At 64.6% G+C, this 20,771-nt stretch carries 21 protein-coding genes and 1 tRNA gene; 11 read left to right on the forward strand and 11 right to left on the reverse strand.

All coding sequences use genetic code 11. The features are described from left to right. The gene (locus ECTOBSL9_RS04170; protein WP_240481043.1) at positions 1 to 1,221 is read right to left on the reverse strand and encodes a hypothetical protein; all 1,221 of its coding nucleotides are present in this window, start codon (positions 1,219 to 1,221) and stop codon (positions 1 to 3) included. After that, positions 1,218 to 1,571: a hypothetical protein gene (locus tag ECTOBSL9_RS04175; RefSeq protein WP_082830034.1), complete on the reverse strand. Its 354-nt coding sequence runs from the start codon at positions 1,569 to 1,571 to the stop codon at positions 1,218 to 1,220. The genes ECTOBSL9_RS04170 and ECTOBSL9_RS04175 overlap by 4 nt, the downstream gene beginning before the upstream one ends. Before the next feature lie 329 nt (positions 1,572 to 1,900). Here ECTOBSL9_RS04175 and ECTOBSL9_RS04180 point away from each other — a divergent pair, with 329 nt between their 5' ends. Further along, positions 1,901 to 2,416 carry a transcriptional repressor gene (locus ECTOBSL9_RS04180; RefSeq protein ID WP_063464009.1) on the forward strand — a complete coding sequence of 172 codons (516 nt, stop codon included), beginning with the start codon at positions 1,901 to 1,903 and terminating at the stop codon, positions 2,414 to 2,416. A 27-nt stretch (positions 2,417 to 2,443) separates the two neighbouring features. Here the strand turns inward: ECTOBSL9_RS04180 and ECTOBSL9_RS04185 are convergent, their stop codons facing one another. Next, positions 2,444 to 3,184, reverse strand: a complete 741-nt coding sequence (locus ECTOBSL9_RS04185; protein WP_063464010.1) for a ferredoxin--NADP reductase — start codon at positions 3,182 to 3,184, stop codon at positions 2,444 to 2,446. A 103-nt stretch (positions 3,185 to 3,287) separates the two neighbouring features. Between ECTOBSL9_RS04185 and ECTOBSL9_RS04190 the strand changes: the two genes are divergently transcribed. From ECTOBSL9_RS04190 to ECTOBSL9_RS04200, 3 genes are read left to right on the forward strand one after another with little or no spacing between them, the layout of a single operon-like run. Further along, on the forward strand, positions 3,288 to 4,085 hold the full coding sequence (locus ECTOBSL9_RS04190) for a TatD family hydrolase (protein WP_063464011.1): 798 nt from the start codon (positions 3,288 to 3,290) through the stop codon (positions 4,083 to 4,085). Between the two features lie 43 nt (positions 4,086 to 4,128). Next, positions 4,129 to 4,860: a ThiF family adenylyltransferase gene (locus ECTOBSL9_RS04195; RefSeq protein ID WP_063465998.1), complete on the forward strand. Its 732-nt coding sequence runs from the start codon at positions 4,129 to 4,131 to the stop codon at positions 4,858 to 4,860. 43 nt (positions 4,861 to 4,903) lie between these two features. Then, positions 4,904 to 7,144: an EAL domain-containing protein gene (locus tag ECTOBSL9_RS04200; RefSeq protein ID WP_063464012.1), complete on the forward strand. Its 2,241-nt coding sequence runs from the start codon at positions 4,904 to 4,906 to the stop codon at positions 7,142 to 7,144. Between the two features lie 12 nt (positions 7,145 to 7,156). Here the strand turns inward: ECTOBSL9_RS04200 and ECTOBSL9_RS04205 are convergent, their stop codons facing one another. The 5 genes from ECTOBSL9_RS04205 to glyQ form a co-directional block, all read right to left on the reverse strand. Further along, positions 7,157 to 7,828, reverse strand: coding sequence for a beta-lactamase hydrolase domain-containing protein (locus ECTOBSL9_RS04205; protein WP_063464013.1), 672 nt, complete (start codon positions 7,826 to 7,828; stop codon positions 7,157 to 7,159). Then, a complete protein-coding gene (locus tag ECTOBSL9_RS04210) occupies positions 7,825 to 8,589 on the reverse strand; it encodes a 1-acyl-sn-glycerol-3-phosphate acyltransferase (RefSeq protein WP_082830035.1) in 765 nt (254 codons plus the stop codon). The genes ECTOBSL9_RS04205 and ECTOBSL9_RS04210 overlap by 4 nt, the downstream gene beginning before the upstream one ends. A gap of 171 nt (positions 8,590 to 8,760) precedes the next feature. Next, positions 8,761 to 9,336 (reverse strand): D-glycero-beta-D-manno-heptose 1,7-bisphosphate 7-phosphatase, encoded by a 576-nt coding sequence (gene gmhB / locus ECTOBSL9_RS04215; RefSeq protein ID WP_063464015.1) that lies wholly within the window; start codon positions 9,334 to 9,336, stop codon positions 8,761 to 8,763. Next, positions 9,333 to 11,405, reverse strand: coding sequence for a glycine--tRNA ligase subunit beta (gene glyS / locus ECTOBSL9_RS04220; RefSeq protein WP_063464016.1), 2,073 nt, complete (start codon positions 11,403 to 11,405; stop codon positions 9,333 to 9,335). Before glyS ends, gmhB begins: the two co-directional genes overlap by 4 nt. 3 nt (positions 11,406 to 11,408) lie before the next feature. Beyond that, entirely contained in the window at positions 11,409 to 12,335 is a 927-nt protein-coding gene (gene glyQ / locus ECTOBSL9_RS04225; RefSeq protein WP_063464017.1) for a glycine--tRNA ligase subunit alpha, read from the reverse strand. 607 nt (positions 12,336 to 12,942) lie between these two features. Here glyQ and glnA point away from each other — a divergent pair. From glnA to ntrC, 5 genes are all read left to right on the forward strand, one after another. Further along, complete coding sequence (gene glnA / locus ECTOBSL9_RS04230; protein ID WP_063464018.1) at positions 12,943 to 14,352, forward strand: glutamate--ammonia ligase; 1,410 nt, start codon at positions 12,943 to 12,945, stop codon at positions 14,350 to 14,352. 72 nt (positions 14,353 to 14,424) lie between these two features. Next, the gene (locus ECTOBSL9_RS04235) at positions 14,425 to 15,030 is read left to right on the forward strand and encodes a DUF4124 domain-containing protein (RefSeq protein WP_240481044.1); all 606 of its coding nucleotides are present in this window, start codon (positions 14,425 to 14,427) and stop codon (positions 15,028 to 15,030) included. Continuing rightward, complete coding sequence (locus ECTOBSL9_RS16855) at positions 15,020 to 15,214, forward strand: hypothetical protein (protein ID WP_156500034.1); 195 nt, start codon at positions 15,020 to 15,022, stop codon at positions 15,212 to 15,214. The genes ECTOBSL9_RS04235 and ECTOBSL9_RS16855 overlap by 11 nt, the downstream gene beginning before the upstream one ends. 92 nt (positions 15,215 to 15,306) lie before the next feature. Next, on the forward strand, positions 15,307 to 16,374 hold the full coding sequence (gene glnL, locus ECTOBSL9_RS04240; RefSeq protein ID WP_063464019.1) for a nitrogen regulation protein NR(II): 1,068 nt from the start codon (positions 15,307 to 15,309) through the stop codon (positions 16,372 to 16,374). Continuing rightward, on the forward strand, positions 16,367 to 17,779 hold the full coding sequence (gene ntrC / locus ECTOBSL9_RS04245) for a nitrogen regulation protein NR(I) (protein WP_063464020.1): 1,413 nt from the start codon (positions 16,367 to 16,369) through the stop codon (positions 17,777 to 17,779). Before glnL ends, ntrC begins: the two co-directional genes overlap by 8 nt. A 40-nt stretch (positions 17,780 to 17,819) precedes the next feature. Here the strand turns inward: ntrC and ECTOBSL9_RS04250 are convergent, their stop codons facing one another. The 3 genes from ECTOBSL9_RS04250 to ECTOBSL9_RS04260 form a co-directional block, all read right to left on the reverse strand. Continuing rightward, positions 17,820 to 18,224, reverse strand: a complete 405-nt coding sequence (locus tag ECTOBSL9_RS04250; protein WP_063464021.1) for a Fur family transcriptional regulator — start codon at positions 18,222 to 18,224, stop codon at positions 17,820 to 17,822. Positions 18,225 to 18,280: 56 nt separating this feature from the next. Beyond that, on the reverse strand, positions 18,281 to 19,396 hold the full coding sequence (thiO, locus tag ECTOBSL9_RS04255) for a glycine oxidase ThiO (protein ID WP_063464022.1): 1,116 nt from the start codon (positions 19,394 to 19,396) through the stop codon (positions 18,281 to 18,283). A 50-nt stretch (positions 19,397 to 19,446) separates the two neighbouring features. Further along, positions 19,447 to 19,520, reverse strand: a tRNA-Gly gene (locus tag ECTOBSL9_RS04260). Positions 19,521 to 19,631: 111 nt separating this feature from the next. Between ECTOBSL9_RS04260 and thiS the strand changes: the two genes are divergently transcribed. Beyond that, positions 19,632 to 19,835, forward strand: a complete 204-nt coding sequence (gene thiS / locus ECTOBSL9_RS04265) for a sulfur carrier protein ThiS (RefSeq protein ID WP_082829730.1) — start codon at positions 19,632 to 19,634, stop codon at positions 19,833 to 19,835. 36 nt (positions 19,836 to 19,871) lie between these two features. Beyond that, complete coding sequence (locus tag ECTOBSL9_RS04270) at positions 19,872 to 20,684, forward strand: thiazole synthase (RefSeq protein WP_063464023.1); 813 nt, start codon at positions 19,872 to 19,874, stop codon at positions 20,682 to 20,684. Positions 20,685 to 20,771 lie beyond the last annotated feature (87 nt).

Below are 20,771 nucleotides of genomic sequence, written 5' to 3' on the forward strand. Positions count from 1 at the left end.
TCAGAAGGTGAACGAGGCTTGCAGGGCGAACAGATCCCAGCGAGCCTGCCCGCCGCCCTGGTCAAATTCCGGGTTGTCCGCCAGCGGTGTGAGGGCCGTGCCGTCAATGTGATGCCACTCGGCCCGCAGCAACCATTGGGGCGTCGGCCGCCAGCCCGCGCCCACCGTCCATTGGTGCTGATAGAAGCGATGTGGCGCACGCCCCGCCCCCGGAATTTCCAGTAGGCCGAACTCCCGGGACTGGCGTGTGCCACTGCGATCACTGGTGTCGTTCCAGTGCTGTTCGTGGCGCACGAAGCCCTCCCATTGATGATTGAAACGATAGGTGCCCTGCAGATAATACCCAGCCTCGGTGAATGCACCGTCGGTGAGTGGCCCGTAACCCTTGGGGTGAAGACGCCGGATCACCCCCTCGGTGGTGAGGCTCAGTCGCTCCCGGTTCCACTCGGCGCTGAGCACCAGGGCATCCACCGCCGTCTCACCGGGTTCGAGCGGCCGTGGCGGATCACCGGGGCGGTACTCGGTACGCACCCGGGAATAGGTGGCTCCCAGGCGCAGGGCACCCCCATCCCGTTCATACAGCAGGCGGGCGTTCTGGCCGCTGGTGAGCAGGAGTTCCCCCGGGGCATCCTGGGTGCGCAGGAAGGCGGCCTGGGTCTCGTCCTGCAGGGTGGTGGGCACGGCCAGGCCCAGGTCGAACTGGAACAGGCCCCTGTCCGTAAACCACTGCCAATAGGTATGCAATCCGTCCACACCGATGTAGAAATCCCGAACGCCCAGACCCTCCACGTAGATGGTCTGGGGCAGGAGGATGCCCGGCCGTGTGGTGGCCACGTCCCGGGTCTCGTTATAGAAGCCGATGGGGATCTTGGCACGACCGAGGCGAACGCCGCCGATCACCGCACCGTCCAGAAAACGATAGTCCACAAAACCGTAGTCCAGGCGAGGATCGCCGTCATACAGCTCACCGGCGCGACGGCTCACCACCTGGGCAGCCAGGGCCAGGGAGGGGGTGACCGCGTAGCGGGCATTGAGCCCCAGTTCCGTCAACTCGAAGCTGCCATCCCGGCTCGGCCCGTAATAGTCGTTACCGCTGGAATACAGGTACCCCTGACTGACAAACCCATGCAGTTCCAGTGGCCCACCGGCCTGCGCCTGCGCCACCCCAAGGCCCCACAGCGCGAGCAGGAAGATGCAGATTCCCTTGCCCGAGCATTTCATCGCCCCGCCTCCATGCTGATCACCCGAACCCCCGGATGGTCTACCGGGCCGGTCACGTAGCCCACCCCCCCGGGGGTCTGACTCACCCGGCGCAGCATCTCCTGACTGGACTCCACGGTGACCGGCCCGCGCCCCGTCCCCGAGAAGATCACGCGGTTCCAGGCATTTTGCAACTGGTAGGGGAAGACGCCGAGCACTTCCTTGCTGAAGGCCTCGTGGTCCGGGTGACGACTGTCCAGCACAAACACGGTGAGGCGTTCTCCCTGCAGGCTCTGCAGGCGCATGCTGAAGATGGCACGAAGCATGGGCAGGGTAATGGCGTTGTCCGGGAGGGATTCGTGGGCGATCACGACTGGAGGAGGGGCCGCATTGACCGACGGTGCAACAAAAAGGGTTGCCAGCAAAAGACAAGCGCGGCCCGCGGCCTTCAGTTCCCTGAAGAAGCGATCATTCCCTTCCATCCTGTCCCTGACTACCCCATGGACCGGCCCTTTGTGTTGTCTGCCTGCGTGGTGTGATCTGTCCCGCTCGAGCCCAGAATTTACACGCGATCGACGTGCTTCAACCTTATCCCAAGCCCCGGGTCGCGTCCACTGATGACACGCCCACCCGGACAGATGGCGGTCTGGCCTTGCACCTGAGTATGATGAGGGGCCATTGCAGTCAGACGAGCGCCCTGATGGCCCAAAACCCACCTCATGCCGACCCCCATCATGACCATACCGCCTGCATCCGCAGCGCCATGGACAGTGCCGAACGCCTGTGCCGGGAACGGGGCGTGCGCCTGACCCCCTTGCGCAAACGCGTGCTGAAACAGATCTGGCAAAGCCACGAAGCAGTCAAGGCCTATGAACTGATCCATCAACTCAGTTCAGACGACCACACCGTGAAGCCACCCACCGTGTACCGGGCACTGGAGTTTCTGCTGGCCCAGGGCCTGGTGCATCGCATCGAGAGTCTCAACGGTTATGTGGGCTGCATCCAGCCCGAGCAAACCCACGACACGCTGCTGCTCATCTGCCGGCAATGTGGCGTGGTGACGGAATTGGCAGATGCCGGGGTCACCGAGGCGCTACGTCAAAAGGCGTCGGCCCAGGGCTTTGCGCTGGACCAGCCCATCGTGGAGGGGCGAGGCCTGTGCCGGCAATGTGCCAGGCGGCAGGGGGATGAGGATGATGGCGCGGCGGCAGGCTAGCAGCGCCCTTCTCCCCTCAACCCACGGTTACCAGTAGTTCTCGGTGGTGATGTGGCCCGGCTCGCGACGCCGGTTGCGCGTCATCCCTCTCGCCTTGAGCACGGCGCTGGTGTCGGCAACCATGTCCGGGTTGCCGCAGATCATCACCTGGGACACATCCGGCGTCAGCGGCAGCCCCGTGTGCCGCTCCAGCAGGCCGTTCTCGATGGCCGCTGGCACCCGCCCCGGCAAGGCTCCCCGAACCTCTTCACGACTGACGAAGGGCACGAACTGGAACTGGCTGTCCCGGTCCCGAAAGCCCTGGATGGTCTCCTGGTAGGTGAGTTCCTCGGCAGTACGCACGGCGTGCACCAGCACCACCTTGTCGAACCGTTGCCAGGGCGCCTCCGTCTTGAGTATGGACAAATAAGGACCGAGCGCCGTCCCGGTGGCGAACATCCACAGCACGTCAGCGTCGGGGATCTCATCCATCACAAAGAAGCCATTGGCCCGGGACATCAGTTCCACCGTGTCTCCAGGGCCCAGTTCCTGCAGACGGTTGGTCAAGGACCCTTCCGGCACGGTAATGAAATAAAAGTCCAGTGGCCGTTCATCGGGCGCATTCACATAGGAATAGGGCCGGGCCACGCGCTCGCCATCGATGGTGACCCCCAGACGGTTGAACTGCCCCGCCTTGAAATCGTCCACGGGGGCTTCCACCCGCAGCGAATACAGTCGCTGAGTCCAGCGCTTGAGTTCAACCACCTCGCCCGTCAACCAACCTGCCATGACATTTCCCTTGACCCTTGATGGGCCTCAATCGATCTGCCTATAACGTGTCGTCCCCCGACGTTTTTTTCAACGCCCCGGGGTTTGGGGTTATTCTTGAACCATGCCTTCTTTCAGTATAGACAGTCATTCCCATTTCGATGTGGAGGCCTTCGAGCCCGACCGGGAGGCCTGCTGGGAGCGCGCCCGTGCCGCTGGCGTCGCGGCCCAGGTGGTGCCGGCCATTGGCCGTGACAACTGGGAGAGGGTCCGCGACGTGGCCCATCGCTACCCTGGCATCCACCCGGCCTATGGTCTGCACCCGGTCTATCTGGACCGGCATCGGCCCGAGCACCTGGACGAACTGGCTGACTGGCTCGGCCGCGAACCGGCGGTGGCCGTGGGCGAATGCGGTCTGGATTGTTTTGTTGAGGGCCTGGACTTTGATGCCCAGTGGACATACTTCACCGCGCAACTGGACCTGGCAGTGCAGTTCGGATTGCCAGTGATCATTCACGCCCGCCGCGCCGTGGACAAGGTGACCCGGGCAGTGCGCGAAAGGCCGGGCCTTACGGGCGTCGTACACAGCTTTTCCGGCAGCCGCCAGCAGGCCGACAAGCTTCTGGAGCAGGGTATGCTGCTGGGCTTTGGCGGCCCCATCACCTATCCCCGTGCCCAGCGCCTGCGGCGCCTGGTGAGCGAACTGCCACTGGAAGGGATCCTGGTGGAGACCGACGCACCGGATCAGCCCGGTGCCTCTCACCGGGGTGAACGCAACGAGCCCGCGTTCCTGCCCGAGATCATCCACACCCTGGCTCAGCTGCGTGAAGACGACCCGTTCAGGGTGTCCCAGGCCACCGCCGACAACGCCCGCCGCCTGTTCCGGTTGCCCGCCGATCCACCCAGCCAACCCGACGCTTGAGACATCCGTGACCGAAACACCCGACATCCACGAACGTACCCGCATGCTCCTGGGAGACGCAGGCCTGGAACAGTTGCGCCGCTGCCACGTCTTCATCGCCGGCCTGGGCGGCGTGGGCGCCAGTGCTGCCGAGGCCATTGCCCGGGCTGGCGTTGGCCAGATCACCCTGCTGGATCACGACGTGGTGGGCCCCTCCAACCTCAATCGTCAACTGGTGGCATTGCACTCCACCCTGGGACGCCCCAAGGCCCAGGTGATGGCCGAACGCATCGCCGATATCCACCCGGCCGCACGGGTGACCGTGCTGCAGGACTTCCTCAGCCCGGACAATGTCGCGGACCTGCTGCCGGCAGATTGCGACTTCGTGCTGGACGGCATCGACTCCATTGCCTGCAAGGCGGCCCTGGTCCATACCTGTCAGCAACGCGGGGTGCCGGTGGTTTCCAGTATGGGTGCCGGAGGGCGGCTGGATCCCACCGCCATTCGCGTGGGCCCGCTGGCAGCAACCGAGAAGTGCCCCCTGGCGCGTGAGCTGCGCAAGCGCCTGCGTCGTCTGGGGGGGCATCTGGATTACCCGGTGGTGTATTCCATCGAGACACCCATCAAGGGAAGCGAGCACCGGCCCATTGATGGGCAGGTGTCCGGTCGCCCCCGGGCGGTGAACGGGACGATCTCGTATCTGCCTGCCCTGTTCGGGCTGACCCTGGCAGGGGAGGTGGTGAGGGGGCTGCTTGCCAGCCACCCCCTCCCCTGCGACCCACGGGCTGGTCTATAGTCTGAAGTGGAAGACGCAACAGGACCTCGTGTCAGGGAAACTCATGAGCAAGACTCTACTCCGCCCCTCTACCGGTCCATCCCGGGCGAAGGACAAACCAGCGCCCAGTGATCTGGAGCGCGTCATCGCCCAGGTTCATGCCATGGACAGGGTGCCCGATGCCTGGCAGGGCAGTGATCACGTGCCCACCATGATTCCCTACATGGCCAAGGCCGTGGATGAACTGAAGCGCATTTACATCAGTCCACGCCTGAAGCAGTGGATGAGCGGCCAGGGCCAGGGCCGGTTTCTCAAGGATCATGACCGCTGGCTGGCTCATCTCCACCCGGATGACCGGGATGCGGTCCTCGATGCCCTGCAGGAAACCCGTGAGATCCAGCGTGCCTACTGCCTGGAGTACCGGCTCCAGGACCGGGACGGTCGACCCCACTGGGTTCGAGACATGGGTGCCTACATCCATGACGGGCGCCCCGAGCGGGCCGTCATCCAGGGCCTGATGATGGAGATCCCGGATCCACAGGGTGGCACCCAACCGGCCAAGGCCCATGAGAGCAACCCGCTGCCCGAGCCCTCCGGCCCCGCGGAGCCACCGCAACTGGCCAGGCATCTGCACCAGCTTCTGGACCAGGCGCCCATGGCCCTGTTGGCGGTGGACGACCAGGGGCAGATCACCTATGTGAACCAGCAGGCACTCACACAACTGGGCTATGCACGCCCGGACCTGCTGGGCCGCGCTGCCCATGGACTGCTGCTCAAGGCCCGCGAGGACGGCACGCCGGTCCCCTGGTCAGACTCCCCCCTGCATCAGGTGCTGCGCAGCGGACAACCCCTGGAACGGCTGGAAACCGTACTTTGGCGCCGGGACCGCCGGGCCCTGCCGGTCCATCTGGCGATCACGCCGCTTCGCGCGGGGACCACTGCCAGCGGGGCGGTGATCACCTTTCAGGACGCTACGGAATACCGTTCCATGTCCACCCAGCTGGACTATCAGGCCAGCCACGATCCGCTCACCGGCCTGCTCAATCGCCGCGAACTCATGTTCCGTCTGGAGCGCGCCCTGCACGATGCGAGGCGTCGGCATGTACAGCACGCTTTACTTTATCTGGACCTGGACCAGTTCAAGCTGATCAACGATACCAGCGGCCACCAGGCCGGCGATGAACTGCTGCGTCGCATTGCCACCCTGCTCACCGATCACGCCCGCCAGGGAGACGCGCTGGCGCGCCTGGGGGGAGATGAATTCGCAGCGATACTGCACGAGGTCAGTCCCGAACAGGCCATGCGCCTGGCCGAGGGGATGCGTGAACTGATAGAGAACTACCGCTTCCACTGGGAGAGCCGCCAGTTCTCGCTCACCGTGAGTGTGGGGCTGGTGCCCGTGAACCGCCAGAGCAGCAGCGGCATCACCCTGCTATCCGCGGCCGACACCGCCTGCAACGCCGCCAAGGACACAGGCCGCAACCGGGTGCATGCCTTCAAGAAGGACGATACCAGCCTGATGCGCATGCAGGGGGACATGCACTGGGTGAGCCGCATCCACTCGGCGGTGGAGGAAAACGGGCTGCAACTCTTCTGTCAGCCCATCCGGCCGGCGGCTCCAGAGGGACAGGAAGCGGGGACGCACTTCGAGATCCTGGTGCGCATGCGTGATCACGATGACAAGCTGATCCCACCATCGGCATTCCTGCCGGCGGCGGAACGCTACAACCTCTCCACCCGCATCGACCGCTGGGTGGTGCGCCAGGCGCTGGACTGGATGTGCGATCAACGTGATCGCATGGGCCATCTGGATGCCTGTGCCATTAACCTGTCAGGGCATTCGGTGGGCAACAGTGAGTTTCTCAAGTTCCTGCTGGAAGCCTTGCAGGAGTCCAATCTGCCACCGGAGAAACTCTGCTTCGAGGTGACCGAGACCGTGGCGATATGCAACCTGGACAACGCCCGGCACCTGTTCTCTTCCCTGGGATCACTCGGCTGCCGCTTCTCCCTGGATGACTTTGGCAGTGGCATGTCGTCCTTCGGCTATCTACGCGACCTGCCGGTGCATTACCTGAAGATCGACGGACTGTTCGTGCGCGACGTGGCTCAGGACGAGACCGACCGGGCCCTGGTACAGTCCATCAACGATATCGCCCACGTGATGGGCAAACAGACCATCGCCGAGTTCGTGGAGTCGGAAGCCATCCTGCAGGTGCTGCGGGAAATGGGGGTGGATTACGTCCAGGGTCATCACATTGGCCACCCGGTGCCGCTGCACTCCATTACCCTCGGCGACACGTCATGAGGGTGCGCGACCCTATTCCCGGCGCAGGATGCTGTTGACCAGGGTGTCCGCCAGCCGGCTGGGGCGGAACGCCTTCCTGAGAACGACCCGGTCATAGCGGGTATCCACCCAGGTGAGCAGGTCCATGGGTTCTTGTGCGGCATCCCGCAGGTAGCTCTCGAAGAACCAATCCAGCAGACCGGTCTTGGCCCAACGGTAATGGAAATAGGGCCAGAGACGCAGTTGCCGGGTCTGGTCCAGGGGCATGCCCTCCATCCAGTGCAGGTAGAGGGTACTCATCACACCCACCCGGTCGGCGCCGGACTTGCAATGAAACCACACCGGATATTCGATGCGATCGAGAAGCTCGTGGGCGGCATGCATCGACTCGGGCGACGGCAGACTGCGGGAGTGCAGCTTGAGGTGCACCAGGGACACCCCGAGGCGTTGGCAGGCATCCGCCTCCAGGGCCATCATGGGGTTGTCCGGCTCCTCTCCCCGCAGGTTCACCACGGTGCGGATGCCATGCAAGGGGATGCGCTGGTGCAGGTGGCGGGGTGAGGGCTGGCCGGAACGAAAGGCCCGATGCGATATCCGGTGAAAGTTGGACAGCCCGAACTCTCTCACCCATCCGTCATCGGCCCAAAGGGCATGCACATAAGTACGCGCCCTTTGGGTGCGCGTACTCAGATCAACATGGCTCATGGGGCGTTGTGATGACCTTCAGACCCGGGTTTGGTCTCTGTGTTGTTGTGTATCCCGCATAGCACGTTGGTTCGGGACTCGATCCACTCTTCCGCGTCAGCCATGATCTCCTCGGCCCGGCGGCCCTCTGTGGGAATGGGCGGCCCGATCTCCATGCGAATGGTGCCAGGATATTTGATGAAGCTGCCCTTGGGCCAGTAAAGCCCGGCGTTGTGGGCCACGGGGATCACCGGGCGACCGCTGCGGGCCGCCAGCACAGCGCCACCCAGCTTGTAACGCCCCCGTTCTCCGGGCGCGGTGCGGGTGCCCTCCGGGAAGATCACCACCCAAAGTCCTCGCTGCAGCCGGTCCTGGCCCTGGCGGACCAACTGGCTGATGGCCTTGCGCCCGGCCGAGCGGTCCACGGCAATGGGGTGCACCAGGGACATTCCCCAGCCAAACAGGGGGATGCGCATCAGCTCCTGCTTGAGCACCCAGACCTGGGGCGGGATCACCCGCTGCAATCCCAGGGTCTCCCAGGTGGACTGGTGCTTGCACAGCAGCACCTTGGCCTCACCGGCCAGGTGTTCGGTGCCGGTGACTTCAAAGCCCAGGCCGCAGGTGACCTTGAGCCACCAGACATTGAAGCGGGTCCACTGGGACAGGACCCGGAAGCGGCCATGCCAGTCCAGGAGTGCGAGGAAGGGGAATGTGCAGGCGAACACGATGGTGGAGCCGGAAAAGCCGGCCCAGAACAGTGTGGCGCGGAGGTAGAGCAGCAGGGTGGGTTGGGGACGGGTCACGGGGTCATTTCAGGGGTTTTGGGCAGGCTGCATGATAACCAGCGGAACTGACGCGGGCCAGTGCCGGGGGGGGGCAGAGGGCTTGACCGCCGCATCCATGCGGCGAACACCCGCCTCCAGAAACCCGCCCCCTCGGGAGAACTGGATGCATCAGTGGCTTCGCCTGGGAGGGCCTCCCTGGGATGGGGGACACTGACGGAGAAGTTCCTGTACCAGTTCCGCCAGATTCCCATAGGCAGGGATGCCTTCGGCGATGCGGCCCTCGGCCAGGGCCCTGGCGCCGTTGCCGGTTCTGACCAGCAGGGGGCGACAGCCGGCGGCGGTGGCGGCCTGGATGTCGCGGGGGGAGTCACCCACGGCGGGCACGTCGGTCAGGTCGATACCCAGGTCCCGGGCCACCTGGTGAAACAGGCCCGGCAGCGGCTTGCGGCAGTCGCAGCCATCGTCCGGACCGTGGGGGCAGTGATAGATGCCACGCAGACGTCCACCCACTGCTTCCACTGCCCGGGTCATGCCCCCGTGGATGGCGTCCAGAGTGGCGGCGTCGAACAGCCCCCGGGCCAGGCCGCTCTGGTTGGTGACCACCACCACCTGCCAGCCAGCCTGGGTCAGCCGGGCGATGGCCTCCAGGCTTCCCGGCAGGGGAATCCATTCCTCCGGCGACTTGATGTAATCGGGGGAGTCCTGGTTGATGACGCCATCCCGGTCCAGAAGGATGAGCTTCATGGCACCCGGGACAGGTCCGCCACCCGCAGGAACAGGCCAGCCAGGCGGTTGAGCAGGGCCAGGCGGTTATCCCGAAGGCTGGCATCCTCGGCCATGACCATCACCTGATCGAAGAAGGCATCCACGGGCTCGCGCAGGCCAGCCAGCGCAGTGAGTCCCTGGGTGTACTCACCTGCATCGAAGTGGGCCGATACCGGCGCCCAAAGATCCTCCAGCCGCTCGTGCAGAGTGCGTTCGGCCTCCTCCTGGAGATGTTCCGGGTCAACCTGGCCGGGCAGGTCGCCTTCCACCTTGCGCAGGATGTTGTGGATGCGCTTGTGGGCTGCTGCCAGGGGTTCTGCCTCGGGCAGGCCCAGGAAGGCTTCCACGGCGCGCACGCGGCGGTCGAAGTCCAGGGGGCGGGTGGGACGCACCGACAGCACGGCGTCGAACACCTCGGGGCGGATGCCCCGGTCGTGGTAGTAGGCGCGCAGGCGCTCCATGACGTAGTCCAGCACCTGGGGAACGGCCTCCATGGCAGGCACGGTGCCCTTGTAGCCCCGGGCCGCCTGTTCCAGCAGGTCCTTGAGGTCCAGGGGCAGTTCCGCCTCCACCAGGATGCGCAGCACGCCCAGGGCGGCGCGGCGCAGACCGAAGGGGTCCTTGGCGCCGGTGGGCTTGAGACCGATGGCGAAGATGCCCACCAGGGTGTCCAGGCGATCCGCCAGGGCCAGCACCCGACCCACGGCCTCGCCAGGCAGGTCATCGCCGGCGTGGCGGGGCAGGTACTGGTCCTCCAGGGCCCGGGCCACGGCGGCGGCTTCGCCGTCGTACTGGGCATAGTACCGACCCATGGTCCCCTGCAGTTCGGTGAACTCGTAGACCATCAGGGTCTGAAGGTCGCATTTGCACAGCCGCGCCGCGCGACGGCATTCGGCCTCGGGCGCCCCAATCTCCCCGGCCAGATATCCGGCCAGTTGTTCCACCCGCAGGGTCTTGTCGTGCAGGCTGCCCAGCTTCTGCTGGAACACCACGTGACGCAGGGCATCCAGATGACTCTCCAGGGGGCGCTGGCGATCCTGCTTCCAGAAAAACTCGGCATCGGCAAAGCGGGGTCGGATGACGCGCTCGTTCCCCTCGCGCACCCGTTCCGGCTCCCGGGAATCCACATTGCTGATGGTGATGAAATGGGGCATCAGGCGACCCTGCTGGTCCACCACGGCAAAGTATTTCTGATTGTCCTGCATGGTGAGGATCAGTGCCTCCTGGGGCACCTCCAGAAAGCGGGATTCGAAATGGCCCACCACGGCCACGGGCCATTCCACCAGGGCGGTCACTTCATCCAGCAAGGCATCATCCAGCACGGCCCGCCCGCCCAGTTCGGCGGCAGCCTGCTCCACCTGGCCACGGATGTTTTCGCGCCGCGCATCGAAATCCGCCAGCACACTGCCCTGTTGCGCCAGCAGTTCCGCGTAGGCGGCCGGCTCCGGCACCTGCAGGGGATCAGGGTGGTGGAACCGATGTCCGCGGGTCTCGCGCCCGGCAGGGATGCCCAGGATGGTGGCGGGGATCTGCCGATCACCGAACAGCAGAACCGCCCAGTGCACCGGCCGCACGAATTCGGCGTCCCCATCGCCCCAGCGCATGCGCTTGGGGATGGGCAGACCCGCCAGGGCGGTTTCCACCACCGCCGGCACCAGGTCCACCGTCTCGCGGCCCGGCTCCACGTGGCGATGCACCAGCCAGGCGCCCTTGTCGGTTTCCATGCGCTCCAGCTCGGACACGTCCACACCGCAGGAGCCGGCAAACCCCTGGGCCGCCCGCGTGGGCTGACCGTCGGCATCGAAGGCAGCACTGACTGCCGGGCCACGACGTTCCATGGACTGATCCGCCTGACGCGGCGGCACGTTCCTGATCAACACCGCCAGGCGACGGGGCGCGGCATAGGCCTGACAGGCCCCGATCTCCAGCCCGGCCTCCGCAAGCCCCTCGGTCACGCCGCGGGCAAAGGCGTCGCGCAACTCCCGCAATGCCTTGGGCGGCAGCTCTTCGGTGCCGATTTCAATCAACAGATCCTGTGCATCACTCATGTCTTACCCCTGTCCGCCTTGCGCCTGACCATTGCCTTCGAGCATCGGGAAACCCAGGGCCTCCCGGGCCTCGTAGTAGGCCCTGGCGACACTCCGGGCCAGTTCGCGCACCCGCAGGATGTAGCGCTGGCGCTCGGTCACGGAGATGGCGCGGCGGGCATCCAGCAGATTGAAGGTATGGGAGGCCTTGAGCATCTGCTCGTAGGCAGGCAGGGGCAGGCCCTGTTCGATCAGGTAACGACTCTGCTGCTCGCAGGTATCAAACCAGGCAAACAGGCTATCCACATCGGCATGTTCGAAGTTGTAGGTGGACTGCTCCACCTCGTTCTGGTGGTAGACATCACCGTAGGTGACCACCCCCTGGGGCCCCCGGGTCCACACCAGGTCGTAAACGCTCTCCACACCCTGCAGGTACATGGCGATGCGCTCCAGGCCATAGGTGATCTCACCGCTCACCGGCCGGCAGTCCAGGCCGCCCACCTGCTGGAAGTAGGTGAACTGGGTCACCTCCATGCCGTTGAGCCACACCTCCCAGCCCAATCCCCAGGCCCCCAGGGTGGGCGACTCCCAGTTATCCTCCACGAAGCGGATGTCGTGCACCAGCGGGTCGATGCCGATGGTCTTCAAAGACCCCAGGTACAGTTCCTGAAAATCCGGCGGGGAGGGCTTGAGCAGCACCTGGAACTGATAGTAATGCTGCAGGCGGTTGGGGTTTTCCCCATAGCGCCCGTCGGTGGGACGACGCGAGGGCTGCACGTAGGCAGTACGCCAGGGTTCCGGCCCCACGGCACGCAGAAAGGTGGCCCAGTGGAAGGTGCCGGCCCCCATCTCCATGTCGTAGGGCTGAAGCAGCACGCAGCCCTGACGGGCCCAGTAGTCCTGCAGGGCCAGGATGAGGCCCTGGAAGGTTGAGGCGTCTTGAGAGGACATTCAGATCGACCCGGTGTGATTCGTGATTGGCATGCGGGCCGCCGGCCACGCAAGGCGTCGCATTATAACGGCGTCGGCAGCAGCCAGACCAGCGCCCTCCCGTGGGAGCGGCCCTCGGCCGCGAAGGGTCTTTGAAAAAACACCGATGTGTCCGGACCTCGGGGGGAGCGGGTTCCTGTAAGCGGGCTTCAGCCGCGGGAAGCGGCTGCAGAGCCTACAGGGATGTATTCACGGCGTCCCGCTGGAAGGGACCCGGTCGCCCCGAGGTCCACTCCGAGCTCCGGCCTGGGTGGCCAAGGCCGCGGGCTTCGTCATTCGCGGCCGAGGGCCGCTCCCACAGGGATGGGGGGGCACAGGTCTGGAGCAAGGCAGGGGATCGCGCCGCCCTGCCCCAACATGAAGCATGCTACCCTGGAGCGCACTATCATGGTGCGGATAGATGAACCGATTTCGGGCACGGAGCCCCGCTCAAGTCCGTATTTCGACCACTCACACCATGGCACGGTCCATGCATTATCCCGACCGAATGTTTTTCAACGCCCCTGCCGTCTGATCAGTGGGCAATCCGTTTCAAAGTGGCACCATTCAAGTCCCTGGAGGAGCACGCATGTCAGCAAGCGACGTACTCAACATGATCAAGGAACACGACGTCAAATTCGTCGACTTCCGTTTCGTGGACAGCCGCGGCAAGGAGCAGCACGTATCCGTCCCCGCCCACACCATCGACGAGGACGTGCTGGAAAGCGGCAAGATGTTTGACGGCTCCTCCATCTCCGGCTGGAAGGGCATCAACGAGTCGGACATGATCCTCATGCCCGATACCGAAAGCGCTGTCATGGACCCCTTCTTCGACGAGCCCACCCTGAATCTGCGCTGTCAGGTGGTGGAACCCACCACCATGCAGGGCTATGACCGCTGCCCCCGCTCCCTGGCCCAGCGCGCCGAGGCCTATCTGGCCAGCACCGGCATCGCTGACGGCTGCATGTTCGGCCCGGAAAACGAATTCTTCGTCTTCGATGACATCAAGTGGGGCACCTCCATCCAGAACTGCTTCTTCCAGATCGACTCCGACGAGGCCAGCTGGAACTCCGAGAAGGTCTTTGAAGACGGCAACATCGGCCACCGCCCCACCGTGAAGGGTGGCTACTTCCCGGTGCCGCCGGTGGACAGCCTGCAGGACCTGCGCTCCGCCATGTGCATGGCCCTGGAAGAAATGGGCCTGACCACCGAGGTGCATCACCACGAAGTGGCCACTGCTGGCCAGTGCGAGATCGGCGTGGGCGCCGCCGCCCTCACCCGCAAGGCTGACGAGGTGCTGATCCTCAAGTATGTGGTGCAGAACGTGGCCCACAACTACGGCAAGACCGCCACCTTCATGCCCAAGCCCCTGGTGGGTGACAACGGCAGCGGCATGCACGTGCACATGTCCCTGTCCAAGGACGGCCAGAACCTGTTCGCAGGCGACAAGTACGGCGGCCTTTCCGAGACGGCCCTTTACTATGTGGGCGGCATCATCAAGCATGCCCGCGCCCTGAACGCCTTCACCAACCCCTCCACCAACAGCTACAAGCGTCTGGTGCCCGGCTTTGAAGCCCCGGTCATGCTGGCCTACTCCGCCCGCAACCGTTCTGCTTCCATCCGGATTCCGTGGGTGTCCAGCCCCAAGGCCCGCCGCATCGAGGTGCGCTTCCCCGACTCCACCGCCAACCCCTACCTGGCCTTCGCCGCCATGCTGATGGCGGGCCTGGACGGCATCCAGAACAAGATCCATCCGGGCGAGGCCATGGACAAGAACCTGTACGACCTGCCCCCCGAAGAGGAAAAGCAGATCCCGCAGGTGTGCGCCTCCCTGGAGCAGGCTCTGGAAGCCCTGGACAACGACCGGGAATTCCTCACCGCCGGTGGCGTGTTCACCGACGACATGCTCGATGCCTACATCGACCTGAAGATGGAAGAAGTCACCCGCATGCGCATGACCACCCACCCGGTGGAATTCGACATGTACTACAGCCTGTAATCACTCGACCCCTGCGGTCATCGTGATTCAGTGAGGGCCTCCGGCAGCGCCGGGGGCCCTTTTTTTGAGTGCTTGTCCGCCAGCCCCCCCCTGCGGTATCGTCCACTCATGGACGTGCGCCTGATCATCCTGCTCCTGCTGCTCGCCCTGGCCACACCGGCCATGGCTGAGGTCTATCGCTGGACCGATGAACAGGGCAATACGGTCTTTGGCGACACACCCCCCGATGGCGTGGAAGCCACACCCATGAACGTGCGCAGCCCCACCGTGACGCCGGGCATGCCGGACGCCCGCGAGATCCTGGAACGCCCCACCCCGCGTGAAGAGGCGCAGGCGCGGGAGCAGGCACGAACCGCGGGCTATACTGGCATCAGCATTGCCAGTCCCGGGGATGATGACGTGGTGCGCACGAATCTGGGCGAGGTGAACGTGTCGGTCCAGGTGGACCCGGAGCTTCAGTCCGACCAGGGCCACCAGGTGCGGATCGTTCTGGATGGCCAGACCGCCGCCGTGGGCGAGTCCACCCGGTTTACACTGGAGGAGGTCACGCCGGGCACCCACACCCTGCGGGCCGAAATCCTGGACAGCAACGACCGGACACTGAAAACGTCCGAGGAGAGCACCTTCCACCTGCTTCGCACCACGGTGCGGCAGCAGACCCGCCCCGGTGGCAACTGAGCCCGATTCACCTCTCCCGCGCCTGGTGCTGGAACCCTCGCCGCGCGGCTACCTGCCTGAAGCCGACCCCTTCGAGCATTCGCCCTTGCACATGGCAGGCAGACCCCGCCTGCACCATAATAGTGCGGATGCGCGTGCGCCCACGGCCACCCGCGCCATCATCGTGATCCTTGGCCGCACCTGAAAGTGGCGCCACGTCTCGTTCCGGGGCCAGGCGGCGCCCGATCACGGTGCATGCATCCGTGCTGGTTCGGTTTTTGCAAAAGGAAAAGCCATATGCCCCAGGATCACACACTGCACCGACATCTGCTGGAGAACCTGACCACCGCCATCCTGGTGGCAGACGAGCGACTGCGGCTGGACTTCATGAATCCCGCTGCCGAGATGCTCATGGAGATCAGCCTGAACCGCGTGCGCGGACTCCCCATGCGCGACCTGTTCCGTGAAGACGAAACCCTGCTGGGCAGCCTGCAGCAGTCACTGAGCACCGGGCACCCCTTCACCGAACGCGAACGCCTGCTGGCGCTGCACTTCGAGCGGGAGGTCACGGTGGACATCACCGTCTCGCCCATTTCCGAGCCGGGCAGCCCACGGCGCTTGCTGATCGAACTGGTGCAGGTGGACCGCCAACTGCGTATCACACGGGAGGAACAACTCCTTAACCAGCAGTCCGCCTCGCGGGCCCTGCTGCGGGGCCTGGCCCACGAGATCAAGAACCCCCTGGGCGGCCTGCGGGGGGCCGCGCAGTTGCTTGAGCGGGAGTTGCCCGACCCGGAACTGCAGGAGTACACCCGCATCATCATTGGCGAAGCCGACCGACTGCAGAACCTGGTGAACCGCATGCTCGGTCCCAACAACCTGCCCCAGCGCCAGCACCAGAACATCCACAAGGCACTGGAACACGTGCGCAACCTGGTGAGCGTGGAAGCCCCCGAAGGCGTTCTGATATGCACGGACTATGACCCCAGCATTCCGGACGTCAACGCTGACCAGGACATGCTCATCCAGTCCATCCTCAACATTGTCCGCAACGCAGTGCAGGCAGTGGGTGATGAGGGTGTCGTCCGGCTACGCAGTCGCGTGCTGCGCCAGTACACCATCGGCCAGGTCCGCCACAAGCTGGTGGCCCTGATACAGGTGATCGATGACGGCCCCGGCATCAGCGAGGAGGTTCGCGAACGTATCTTCTTTCCCATGGTCTCGGGCCGTGATGGGGGCACAGGACTGGGCCTGTCCATTGCGCAATCCCTGATCAACCAGCACGGCGGGCTGATCGAGTGCACCTCCCGCCCCGGCCAGACCGTATTTTCCCTGCTGCTACCCGTGGAGTTGAAGGATGACTAATCGAGAGCATATCTGGGTCATTGATGACGATCGCTCGATCCGCTGGGTCCTGGAACGCACCTTGAGCCGCGCAGGCATCGAGGTCACATCCTTTGCCTCCGCCGCCGAGGCCCTGCAGGCCCTGGAACAGGACGTACCCGACGCCCTGATGACCGACATCCGCATGCCGGGCATGGATGGCCTGGAGATGCTGGGACGACTGCAGCGGGATCACCCCGAGCTGCCGGTGATCATCATGACCGCCCATTCCGACCTGGAGAGCGCCGTTTCCGCCTACCAGGGCGGTGCCTTCGAGTACCTGCCCAAACCCTTCGACGTGGACGATGCGGTTTCCCTGGTGCGCCGAGCCTGCCAACTGCGCAGGGAGCGTGGGCGCGATACCCCAGAGGCCACGGAAAAAACGCCAGAGATCATCGGCGAGGCCCCGGCCATGCAGGAGGTGTTCCGGGCCATCGGGCGCTTGTCCCGATCCAACATCACGGTGCTCATCAATGGCGAATCCGGCACGGGCAAGGAGCTGGTAGCGCACGCCCTGCACCGCCACAGCCCCCGGGCACACATGCCCTTCATCGCCCTGAACACCGCCGCCATCCCCAGGGATCTGCTGGAATCCGAGCTCTTCGGCCACGAAAAGGGGGCCTTTACCGGCGCCCAGAGTGCCCGGCGCGGCCGCTTTGAACAGGCCGACGGCGGCACCCTGTTCCTGGACGAGATCGGCGACATGCCGGCCGAGTTGCAAACACGCCTGCTGCGGGTGCTGGCGGACGGGGAGTTCTATCGGGTAGGGGGGCATCTGCCGGTGAAGGTGGACGTACGTATCATCGCCGCCACCCACCAGAACCTGGACTCCCGGGTCAAGGACGGCCTGTTCCGGGAGGATCTGTTTCACCGCCTGAACGTGATCCGCATCCACGTTCCCTCGTTGCGGGAACGCCGCCAGGACATCCCCTTGCTGCTCAACCACTTCCTGGGACTGGCGGCCTCGGAACTGAACGTGGAACGCAAGGTACCCCTACCTGAGGTGCAGGAATACCTGTCCACCCTGGACTGGCCCGGCAATGTGCGGCAACTGGAGAACATCTGTCGCTGGCTGACCGTGATGGCCTCGGGGCGGGAGCTCCACATGAACGACCTCCCACCAGAGCTGCATGAACGCTCAGCGGGCACGGAGATCAGTGGCTGGGAAGACGGTCTGGCTCAATGGGCAGAACAGGAACTGGCGCGTGGAAACTCAGCGCTGCTGGAACAGGCCACCCCGGCCTTCGAGCGCATCATGATTCGCGCCGCCATGAAAAAGACCGGCGGACGCCGTCAGGATGCCGCCCGCCTGCTCGGATGGGGGCGCAACACGCTGACGCGCAAGATCAATGAACTTCACATGGACGAGGGGCAGGACAATCCCTGAACGCGGACTACACCGCACTGGCCTGAAAGGCCAGCGGCATTCAGCCCTGTCTCACCCTGACAATCACATCCACCCCCTCCACCTGCGTGCCCTCGGGCAGATCAGGCAGCTTGCCGATGTCCACATGCTCCAGGGCCAGGTCTTCCAGGTGACCGGTGTCCAGGTGATACATGTGATGATGCGGGGTCAGGTTGGAGTCGTAAAACAGCTTGGCCGGGTCCACGACCACTTCTCGCACCAGACCCTTTTCCGCGAACAGTCCGAGCGTGTTGTACACCGTGGCCTTGGAGACCCGGTAACGGCGCTCACTGGCGCGCGCCAGTAACTGTTCTGCGGAGACGTGCTGCGGCCTCTCGAACAACAGTTCTGCGATGTCCAGGCGTTGCTGGGTCGGCGTGATGCCGTGATCCCTCAACCGTTTGACGACGGCCTCTCTATCGATCATGGCGAATGCGCTCCACTACAGGTCATACCCCAGTATAACCGTCGGCTAGACAAAGTCTAGTTCGCGTTACTCCGCCGAACAGGAAAATCCGCCCGATCAATCCGGTAGGGCGATGGATCACAGATGGGGGCGTGCCCCATGATCAGGTCCGTGAGCAGGCGGCAGGCACCGATACTCATCACCACCCCGTTACGGTAATGGCCGGCGTTCACAAAGAGCCCCTCCACTTCCGGATGCGGACCAATGTAAGGGATGCCCTGGGGCGAGCCCGGACGCAGTCCGGCCCAGTGTTTCTCGATGGGCAGGTCCGCCAGGGCCGGCACCAGGCGAGCGGCGGCCTCCCGAAAGGTTTGCGCGGCCGCCTCGGTGGTGGACTTGTCAAAGCCCACCTTTTCCAGCGAACTGCCGGCCAGCACATGGCCGTCGCGTCGCGGGATGATGTACTGTTCATCGTTCAGCACCATGCGGCTGACCAGCCCCGGCGGGCCACGGAACAGGATCATCTGACCACGCACCGGCTCGATGGGGGGCGCCCCCAGGGCCAGCAGCAGCCCCCCGGTCCAGGCACCGCCCGCCACCACCACACGCTCGGCCAGGATTTCACCCTGCTCGGTGATCACACCGGTCACGCGGCCACTGCGCACCCGAAACCCGCTCACCGGCGTGCGCGGACGGATATCCACGCCGCGCCTCACCAGACTATGCTGCAGGGCCCGCATGAGCCGGGGATTACGCACCTGGGCCACCCGGGGCATCCATACCCCCTGATCGAAGCCAGCTGCGAGTGCCGGCTCACAGCCATGCACACCCGGCTGATCCAGGGCCTCCAGTTGCACATCCGGCCAGCGGCGAGCCCAGGTTTGAGCCACATCCCACTGGCCGGGATCGAGCACCAACAGGCCGCTTTGCGTCCACTGGGGATCTTCTCCGGTTTCCTGAAGGAGTTCGTCGGCAAAAGAGGGGAAGGCTGCCTGAGTGAGGCTGGCCAGATGGGTCACGGGATCGGGGAAACGCCAGGGGTAAAGTGGCGAGAGGATGCCACCACCGGCCCATGAGGCCTCCTGCCCCGGCTCCTGGCGATCCAGCAGGGTGACATCCAGGCCCTGATCATGAAGCATGCGGGCGGAAAGCATGCCGATCAGCCCGCCGCCCACCACGATACAATCGGTCATGGAATCTCCCGCTGAGGGGAATGGGACAACGCCAGAAAACAGAGGGGAACTGGAGCGGGTGATGGGAATCGAACCCACGTCATCAGCTTGGGAAGCTGAGGTTCTACCATTGAACTACACCCGCACGACACCCATAGTGTATGCGGTTACATCGCGGTTCTCAACGGGGAGATGCGACACCCCGGGAGCCGTTGGATCGGTTAACATAGTCGCCTTTTCCAATCCCGAACACTCCATGATGGAACTCATAGTGAATGGCGAATCGCGCCAGGTGTCCGAGCAGCTGACTGCCGCCGGCCTGGTGGAGGATCTGGGCCTGACCGGACGCCGCCTGGCGGTGGAGGTCAACGGCGAACTGCTGCCACGCAGCCAGTTCAACCAGCACCACTTCAACCCCGGCGACCGCGTGGAGATCGTCCAGGCCATCGGCGGCGGCTGACCCCCTCACTGACCAGAGATTGCACACGGTACCCCCATGTCGAGCATAGCCACTGAAAACCACACGCCCCGGGAAGATGCACTGATCATCGGCGGCACCACCTACCGTTCGCGCCTGCTGGTGGGCACGGGAAAATACAAGGATCTGGATGAGACCCGCGACGCCATAGAAGCCAGCGGCGCCGAGATCGTCACCGTGGCCATCCGACGCACCAACATCGGGCAGAACCCGGGCGAACCCAACCTGCTGGATGTGATCTCCCCGGACCGCTATACCATCCTGCCCAACACCGCCGGCTGCTACACCGCCGACGATGCCGTGCGTACCTGCCGCCTGGCCCGGGAACTGCTGGATGGCCACGACCTGGTGAAACTCGAGGTGCTAGGGGATGAAAGAACCCTGTATCCGGACGTGGTGCAGACTCTCAGCGCCGCCGAGACCCTGGTGGCGGATGGTTTCAAGGTGATGGTGTACACCAGCGACGACCCCATCCTGGCCAAGCGCCTGGAAGAGATCGGCTGCGTGGCGGTCATGCCCCTGGCTGCCCCCATCGGCTCGGGTCTGGGCATTCAGAACCGTTACAACGTGCTGGAAATCGTCGAGAACGCCCAGGTACCCATCCTGGTGGATGCCGGCGTGGGCACCGCCTCCGATGCGGCCATCGCCATGGAACTGGGGTGTGATGGCGTGCTCATGAACACGGCCATTGCCGCGGCTCGAAACCCGGTACTGATGGCTTCGGCCATGAGAAAGGCCATCGAGGCAGGGCGCGAGTCATTTCTGGCGGGCCGGATGCCGAAAAAACGGTATGCTTCGGCATCTTCGCCCTTGGAAGGGACGTTTTTCTGAGGTCTATCGGCTTGGGGGGCCTCCGACCCCCTCATCCCCGGCCCTTCTCCCCAAGGGGGAGAAGGGAGGCATGCACGGATCCCGTAA

The sequence above is a fragment of the Ectothiorhodospira sp. BSL-9 genome (assembly GCF_001632845.1).
Classification (GTDB): domain Bacteria; phylum Pseudomonadota; class Gammaproteobacteria; order Ectothiorhodospirales; family Ectothiorhodospiraceae; genus Ectothiorhodospira.